The sequence below is a fragment of the Geobacillus sp. WSUCF-018B genome (assembly GCF_002809985.1).
Taxonomy (GTDB): domain Bacteria; phylum Bacillota; class Bacilli; order Bacillales; family Anoxybacillaceae; genus Geobacillus; species Geobacillus thermophilus.
On the sequence record NZ_PIJF01000082.1, the window covers coordinates 1 to 8,415 of the forward strand.

The window sequence follows — 8,415 nt, forward strand, 5'->3', positions numbered from 1 at the left end:
GGTCAAACCATTTAGCTGTTGTTTGATACAAAAATACATGTTTTCACCTCCCATCTAACTATATGATACTATATTTTACTGAATCTATCCTATTTTCAGTAAAATATAGTTAAGGCGATTCATCTCCCACTTACTCCGCTTCGCTTCGTTGAAGTGGGAGTCTTCTCGCCTAATTAAGATAAAAATCACGTGGTACGATTCTCACGGAACAAGCGGCTGAAGTCAAACTTCATGAAAAAAAGGCGGTGGATAACCGCCTTCTTCTTTCCCTCTTACTCATTCAACAGGAAACACCAGGATGAGATCGACCCCCCTTTCCCTCTTACTCGCTCAGCAAGCTTCGAACCTCTTCTTCAGAAAGATCAACCAACCGGGCAATCTCGGCGGCCGTCATCCCTTTTTGCGCCATCGTCTCAATGAGCCGCTTCATTCCTTGCTTCATCCCTTGCTCAAGGCCGCGTTTTACCCCTTCTTCCAGCCCCTCTTTCTTCCCTTTTTGCTCGTAGGAGATGATCAGCTCCAACACTTTCTCTCGTTCTTTCGTTTCCATCGCCTTCACCTCGCTTTGCAGCTGTTGTTCCTCTTCCTCCGTCAGCTTCACGTACGTCTCAAAAAACCCAAGCAGCAGCCGCTGCCTTGCCTCATCGAGCTCCAACCGCACCAGCATGCGCAAAAACTCTTTTTTCAGCTCCACCTTCTCTCTTTCAGTATACCCCATTTGACTGAGCAGCGCAGCCGCGACCGGGTTGTCGTGCCGGATGTACTCCCGCCACTGCTTCTTCCGCAACGCCACCGGAAAAAAGCGAAACTGCAGCACTTCCCCAAACGGAAATTCCATCGAAAACACAGACGGTTCCTCGCGGAGAGAATCATAGTGGAAGACGGCGATCGGGACGATGCGGGTCCGGTAGGTTTCATACAAGCGGCTGAAATAGAGGAACATGCGCTCGGCAAACGTCGGCTGGACATACCCTTGCGTTTCCACGTGCACGATGATCAGCCCGTCTTCGCCTTTCAACTTCGTCTCGACCAGCAAATCAACGCGGTACTTTTCACCGGCCGTCACATCGGTAAACAGCTCTTCGGATAAAAAGGACAGATGGTGGAAATCGATATGCTCGTGCATGTCGGGGAAAAAGAGGAGCAGAAACTCTTCGAAAAACGTGCGGATCAGCTCTTTGAACAGCCGATCATGGTCAATCGCCATTCAATCACCTCACCTTGATGGTCTCTCTTTTTCTATTCGCCGTCCCCAAGGCGGCATCCTGCTCACAGTGAGAAATTCGTCATAGGTACGATAAAAACGGCAGAAGGAACTCCAATTGTCACGACCGGGATGACGTTTCAATCCCTTTATAGGTACGATAAAAACTTCACATTTTAAGACCGTACATATCCACAAAAAACTGGTACACTTTAGGTTCGCCTAGTTGTAGGATTTCGACCACCGCTTTTTTGACTTCTTCTTTCACCTGTGATGTCCAGACAGACGTTTGAAAGTACCATCGACTGATGATTTCATCCAATTTGTCCATGTTGTCCATGTTTTGAATGTAGCCGATCAAGTCATAGATCGTGATCATGGTTTCTTCACCCCCAGTTCATTCATTGCAACTAGTAGACACAAGCAGATTTCCCGGTTCGCTGTGCCGAATCTAATCCCGGATTCCAGGCCTTCTTTGATCATCTGCCGAAGTTTCAATCCCTCATAGGTACGATAAAAACCCCAAACCATGCGCATCAAATCAAGCTTTTTCCCTTTGGGTTGTTTCCAGAATACCACATTCCAAAAATTCTGTCAATATGGTTCAGCCGTGATGGCTGTAGGATTTTTGCGCAAAAAACATTGTCGTCGATCCCCCGGGGTTTTTGCACGATTGGAGGTCGACGACAATGTGGGGCTTGACGGCGAAGGGCCGTCTCACCCCTTCATCCTTTCAATCTCGACATCGTACCCTTTCGCCAGCATTCTCTTCACCACGTCGAGCTTCCCTTCCTCAATCCCTTGTTGGCGCCCTTGTTTAATACCTTGTTTGATCCCTTGTTTGACCCCTTGTTCGATTCCCTTCTCGATTCCCTTTTCCATTCCCCGCTGTTCGTACGAGACGATGAGCTCCATCACACGCTTTGCTTCCTTCGTTTCCATTTGGCTCACCTCGTGTCGCGGTTTTGCTTCCTCCTCTTCAGATAGCCGCAAATACGTCTCGAAAAAACCGAACAACAGCCGCTGTTTCGCTTCATCCAGCTCGAGACGGACGAGCATGCGCAAAAATTCCTTTTTCACGTCGACTTTCTCCTCTTCATTATACCCCATTTTGCTTAACAAGACGGTGGCAACCGGATTATTATGGTGGATGCAGCACTAGGACAGGCCCATACGAGTGGGTTTCCCTTCACTCAAAATACTCTAACTTTTGAAAAAACGCTTGCGTTTTCTAAAATTCCCCATTATTATAGTAATAGGATCATACCACAGCAATGATCTCAGGGTTACTATGATAAGGGCTTTCTGCCTAAGGCAGACTGACCCGCGGCGTTGGGGATCGCCTGTCGCCCGCTTTTGGCGGGCATTCCCCATCCTTGCGCAAACTCAGACCTTGGCGGAAAACGCTAAGGTCTTTTTTACTACATATCTCTATTAACGGGAGGGGATCGACATGAGATACAAAATCGGCCTTGATATCGGCATTACCTCTGTGGGGTGGGCAGTCATTAACTTGGATATTCCTCGCATCGAAGATTTGGGCGTCCGCATTTTTGACAGAGCCGAAAATCCGCAGACGGGAGAATCCCTAGCTCTTCCCCGACGCCTCGCCCGCTCCGCCCGGCGTCGCCTGCGCCGCCGCAAGCATCGGCTGGAGCGCATTCGCCGTCTGGTCATTCGTGAAGGAATTTTAACGAAAGAGGAACTGGACAAGCTATTCGAGGAAAAACACGAAATCGACGTCTGGCAGCTGCGTGTTGAGGCATTGGATCGAAAATTAAACAACGACGAGCTGGCTCGCGTCCTCCTTCATCTAGCCAAGCGGCGCGGTTTCAAATCCAACCGCAAAAGCGAGCGCAGCAACAAAGAAAACAGCACGATGCTCAAACATATCGAAGAAAACCGGGCCATTCTTTCAGGCTACCGGACCGTCGGCGAAATGATTGTGAAAGATCCAAAGTTTGCGCTCCATAAGCGCAATAAAGGAGAAAATTATACAAACACGATCGCCCGCGATGACTTAGAACACGAGATTCGACTCATTTTCTCCAAACAGCGTGAGTTTGGAAACATGAGTTGCACGGAAAAGTTTGAGAATGAATATATCACCATTTGGGCTTCCCAGCGTCCTGTTGCTTCCAAAGATGACATCGAGAAAAAGGTCGGCTTTTGTACCTTTGAACCGAAAGAAAAACGGGCGCCAAAAGCAACCTATACATTCCAATCGTTCATCGCCTGGGAGCACATCAATAAATTGCGGCTCATCTCCCCATCAGGAACACGGGGGCTCACCGATGAGGAACGACGCCTTTTGTATGAACAGGCATTCCAAAAAAACAAAATCACCTACCATGATATACGGACGTTGCTCCGTTTGCCTGATGACACTTACTTTAAAGGCATTGTGTATGATCGAGGCGAATCACGAAAGCAAAATGAAAACATCCGATTCCTTGAACTCGACGCCTATCATCAAATTCGGAAAGCCGTCGATAAAGTGTATGGAAAGGGGAAGTCAAGTTCATTTCTCCCCATCGATTTTGATACATTCGGTTACGCCCTGACATTGTTTAAAGATGATGCCGACATTCGCAGCTACTTGCGAAACGAATATGAACAAAACGGAAAACGGATGCCAAATTTAGCGAACAAGGTATATGACAACGAGCTAATTGAGGAACTATTGAACTTGTCATTCACCAAATTCGGCCATTTGTCGCTAAAGGCGCTTCGCAGCATTCTCCCGTACATGGAACAAGGAGAAGTCTACTCTTCGGCTTGTGAGCGGGCGGGATACACATTTACAGGGCCAAAGAAGAAACAAAAAACAATGTTGCTACCAAATATTCCGCCGATCGCCAATCCGGTCGTCATGCGTGCATTGACACAGGCGCGGAAAGTGGTGAATGCTATTATTAAAAAGTACGGTTCGCCGGTATCCATTCATATCGAGTTGGCCCGCGATTTATCACAAACGTTTGACGAACGGCGGAAAACAAAAAAAGAACAAGACGAAAACCGGAAGAAAAACGAAACCGCCATCCGCCAACTCATGGAGTATGGATTGACGCTAAACCCAACCGGCCATGACATTGTCAAGTTCAAACTTTGGAGTGAGCAAAATGGGAGGTGCGCCTACTCGCTTCAACCGATCGAAATCGAGCGGCTGCTTGAACCAGGGTACACGGAAGTAGACCATGTAATTCCATATAGCCGGAGCCTAGATGACAGCTATACCAATAAAGTGTTGGTATTGACAAAAGAAAACCGCGAAAAAGGCAACCGCATTCCTGCCGAATATTTAGGCGTCGGAACCGAACGCTGGCAACAGTTTGAAACGTTTGTGTTAACGAACAAGCAGTTTTCCAAAAAGAAACGGGATCGGCTGCTCCGACTCCATTATGATGAAAATGAAGAAACAGAATTTAAAAATCGAAATTTAAATGACACCCGGTATATTTCACGCTTTTTCGCCAACTTTATTCGCGAACATCTGAAATTCGCCGAAAGTGATGACAAGCAAAAAGTCTATACGGTCAACGGCCGCGTTACCGCCCATTTGCGAAGCCGCTGGGAGTTTAACAAAAACCGTGAAGAATCGGATTTGCATCATGCAGTCGATGCCGTGATCGTCGCTTGCACAACGCCAAGCGATATCGCCAAAGTCACCGCCTTTTACCAACGGCGCGAACAAAACAAAGAACTGGCCAAAAAGACAGAACCGCACTTCCCGCAGCCTTGGCCGCACTTCGCCGACGAACTGCGGGCGCGTTTATCAAAACATCCAAAAGAGAGTATAAAAGCTCTCAATCTTGGAAATTATGATGATCAGAAACTCGAATCGCTACAGCCGGTTTTTGTATCCCGAATGCCGAAGCGGAGCGTTACAGGGGCGGCTCATCAAGAAACATTACGGCGCTACGTCGGTATCGATGAACGGAGCGGGAAAATCCAAACTGTTGTCAAAACGAAACTGTCCGAAATCAAGTTGGATGCGAGCGGGCATTTTCCGATGTACGGCAAAGAAAGCGACCCAAGGACATACGAAGCGATCCGCCAGCGGCTGCTTGAACATAACAATGACCCGAAAAAGGCATTCCAAGAGCCTTTGTACAAGCCGAAAAAGAACGGCGAACCCGGGCCTGTCATTCGGACCGTAAAAATCATCGACACAAAAAACCAGGTCATCCCGCTCAATGACGGCAAAACCGTCGCCTACAACAGCAACATCGTTCGGGTTGACGTATTTGAAAAGGATGGGAAATATTATTGTGTCCCTGTCTACACCATGGACATCATGAAAGGGATTTTGCCAAACAAAGCCATCGAGCCGAACAAGCCGTACTCCGAATGGAAGGAAATGACAGAGGACTATACGTTCCGATTCAGCCTGTACCCAAATGATCTCATTCGCATTGAGCTTCCGCGGGAAAAAATAATCAAAACCGCCGGAGGCGAGGAAATCAAAATTAAGGATCTTTTTGCCTACTATAAAACCATTCATTCGGGAACAGCAGGACTGGAATTAGTCAGCCATGACTGTAGCTTCTCCCTCTCAGGCGTCGGTTCAAGAACCCTCAAACGATTCGAGAAATACCAAGTAGATGTGCTCGGCAACATCTACAAAGTGAGAGGGGAAAAAAGAGTTGGGTTGGCGTCATCTGCTCATTCGAAAACCGGGGAAACTGTCCGTCCGTTACAATCAACTCGTGATTGAACAAGAAGAAAAAGTTTCGATCCCGCTCGAGGATATTTGTTCCATTATCATCGAGGAACAAGCTGTCAGCGTGACAGCAGCCGCTTTAAGCAAAATGGCCGAACATAACATTACATTATTCACCTGTGACCAAAAACGGCTTCCCAATGGGGTGCTGCAGCCATTTCAAAAACATTCCCGCCAAGTGGGCGTGCTGCACATGCAGTACGCCTACTCCAAGCCTTTTAAAAAGCGAATTTGGCAGCGAATCGTGATTCAAAAACTCATCAATCAAGGAAAGTGTTTGGAGTTCCTGAACAAAGAAGGAGCCGACGACCTATACCGCATCAGCAAAACCGTCGACTCTGGGGACAGCAATAACCGTGAAGCGTATGGAGCGAAAAAGTACTTCCAGTATTTATTTGGCAGCGAATTTACTCGGCGAAGCGACTCTGTGGTGAACGCTTCTTTGAATTATGGATACGCCATTATGCGGGGACTCGTCGCCCGCTCTCTCGTTGGGTATGGTTTTCTCCCATGCTTAGGAATTTACCATGATAACGAGTTGAACAAATTTAATCTCGCCGACGACTTTATGGAAGTATTGCGTCCGCTCGTTGACCTATACGTGGCTCAACATATTCAACCGGATGATGAATTTTCTCCATCCATTCGGGCAGACTTATATAATTTAGTCAACATGGACATACTAGTGAATGGAGAAAAACTGACCGTCGTGAACGCGGTGGAAGAAATGACAAAAAGCTTCGTCACGGCAAGCCGAAGCCAAGACCCTTCGTTGTTGAAATTGCCGGAACTTCTCCCGTTGCAACTGCACGTGTATGAGTAAGTTTATGCGGTTGCTCGTCTTTTTCGATCTTCCCGTCGTGACCAACCGGGAGAAGCGCGAATACCGGCGATTTCGCACATTCCTGCTGAACGAAGGGTACGATATGTTGCAATTTTCGGTCTACAGCCGCGTCTGCCACGGACATGAAGCAACGGACAAACATTTGGCAAGATTAAAACGCAACTTGCCCCCTCGAGGATCGATTCGGGCGATGGTCGTAACGGAAAAGCAGTACGCAAAAATGCAGCTGCTTCTCGGGGAACCAACGGCGCAAGAAAAGAAAGTGACATCCACCCAGCTGACGCTTTTTTAAAAAAAAACAGAAATGGTTCCTCTTTTTGCATAAGCGCCTTTGCATTTTTTGAAAGCAAAAAAGCCTGCGATCCTTGAGATTGCAGGCTTTTTTGGATACGTATTATACCACAGCGATAATCTCAGGGGAACTATGACTAGCAAGCTTTGCCCGTGCGCTTGGCGATAATTATACCACAGCGATAATCTCAGGGGAACTATGACACGAACAGCAGGGAGACTTTTCCCTTGTTATTATACCACAGCGATAATCTCAGGGGAACTATGACACATTGTATGAACTCTGGATTGTCCTTTAATTATACCACAGCGATAATCTCAGGGGAACTATGACAGCCCAAAATGCCCAGTTGGCATCGCATAAATTATACCACAGCGATAATCTCAGGGGAACTATGACTGTTCTAATGTGCGTAAATTTTTGCCTTTCATTATACCACAGCGATAATCTCAGGGGAACTATGACGGAATCGTATCGAGTGTCAGCTTCGCAAAATTATACCACAGCGATAATCTCAGGGGAACTATGACTGATGATAGCGCATGAAAGTTATAACATTGATTATACCACAGCGATAATCTCAGGGGAACTATGACCGTCTATGCGACTTATTGCGATCCGTCCCCATTATACCACAGCGATAATCTCAGGGGAACTATGACTCCGATGTTGCGCGATCGCGCGGAAAAGGAATTATACCACAGCGATAATCTCAGGGGAACTATGACGCTTTTGACGCGTACGAGTACAACGCTTTAATTATACCACAGCGATAATCTCAGGGGAACTATGACAGTACGGCGCAAATCCAAGACGGCGCGATTATTATACCACAGCGATAATCTCAGGGGAACTATGACTTCATGAAGACATACCGATGAAGGAGGTGAATTATACCACAGCGATAATCTCAGGGGAACTATGACCTCAAAGCCCAGCGTATGCGTTCCTGGTGATTATACCACAGCGATAATCTCAGGGGAACTATGACCGACGATATGAGTATTAAACTTGCCCGCTTATTATACCACAGCGATAATCTCAGGGGAACTATGACCCCGTATGGCTGCGGGTATAAATACGCGCCGATTATACCACAGCGATAATCTCAGGGGAACTATGACTAATAATGTATTCAAAAATCGGGCCGGATAATTATACCACAGCGATAATCTCAGGGGAACTATGACCTTTCGGGCATGTCGCCCAATGCGGCGTATATTATACCACAGCGATAATCTCAGGGGAACTATGTGTAAATTATCATTTTATTTCAGCACAAAACGCCCATTTTTTTGCACATTCTTTCAGAAAGCCCTCTCCCCTTTTCTGAAGGAATGTGCTAAATTTTT

Annotated in this window: 5 protein-coding genes, 1 pseudogene and 1 CRISPR repeat array; of the genes and pseudogenes, 3 read left to right on the forward strand and 3 right to left on the reverse strand. The window is 47.0% G+C overall.

What is annotated here, in order from left to right; all coding sequences use genetic code 11:
• Positions 1-322: 322 nt before the first annotated feature.
• The 3 genes and pseudogenes from CV944_RS15995 to CV944_RS16005 all read right to left on the reverse strand — a co-directional run.
• Positions 323-1,207, reverse strand: a complete 885-nt coding sequence (locus CV944_RS15995; RefSeq protein ID WP_021321902.1) for an Rpn family recombination-promoting nuclease/putative transposase — start codon at positions 1,205-1,207, stop codon at positions 323-325.
• 166 nt (positions 1,208-1,373) lie between these two features.
• A complete protein-coding gene (locus CV944_RS16000; RefSeq protein WP_042382650.1) occupies positions 1,374-1,583 on the reverse strand; it encodes a hypothetical protein in 210 nt (69 codons plus the stop codon).
• Between the two features lie 338 nt (positions 1,584-1,921).
• Positions 1,922-2,356 (reverse strand): annotated as a pseudogene (locus tag CV944_RS16005) (RpnC/YadD family protein); the annotation flags it as partial.
• Positions 2,357-2,657: 301 nt separating this feature from the next.
• Between CV944_RS16005 and cas9 the strand changes: the two are divergent.
• The 3 genes from cas9 to cas2 are packed head-to-tail and all read left to right on the forward strand — an operon-like array spanning position 2,658 to position 7,063.
• Positions 2,658-5,921 (forward strand): type II CRISPR RNA-guided endonuclease Cas9, encoded by a 3,264-nt coding sequence (gene cas9, locus CV944_RS16010; RefSeq protein ID WP_100664518.1) that lies wholly within the window; start codon positions 2,658-2,660, stop codon positions 5,919-5,921.
• Complete coding sequence (gene cas1, locus CV944_RS16015) at positions 5,851-6,750, forward strand: type II CRISPR-associated endonuclease Cas1 (protein WP_050368140.1); 900 nt, start codon at positions 5,851-5,853, stop codon at positions 6,748-6,750. The genes cas9 and cas1 overlap by 71 nt, the downstream gene beginning before the upstream one ends.
• Positions 6,751-6,754: 4 nt before the next feature.
• A complete protein-coding gene (gene cas2, locus CV944_RS16020) occupies positions 6,755-7,063 on the forward strand; it encodes a CRISPR-associated endonuclease Cas2 (protein ID WP_033016933.1) in 309 nt (102 codons plus the stop codon).
• 101 nt (positions 7,064-7,164) lie between these two features.
• Positions 7,165-8,319: direct repeats of the CRISPR family, unit length 36 nt; unit sequence ATTATACCACAGCGATAATCTCAGGGGAACTATGAC.
• Positions 8,320-8,415: the final 96 nt, after the last annotated feature.

Excerpts from the sequence above, each read along its gene's own strand:
- CV944_RS16000 (WP_042382650.1), bottom strand. The coding sequence starts at position 1,583 with ATGATCACGATCTATGACTTGATCGGCTACATTCAAAACATGGACAAC.
- CV944_RS15995 (WP_021321902.1), bottom strand. The coding sequence starts at position 1,207 with ATGGCGATTGACCATGATCGGCTGTTCAAAGAGCTGATCCGCACGTTT.
- cas9 (WP_100664518.1), top strand. The coding sequence starts at position 2,658 with ATGAGATACAAAATCGGCCTTGATATCGGCATTACCTCTGTGGGGTGG.
- cas2 (WP_033016933.1), top strand. The coding sequence starts at position 6,755 with ATGCGGTTGCTCGTCTTTTTCGATCTTCCCGTCGTGACCAACCGGGAG.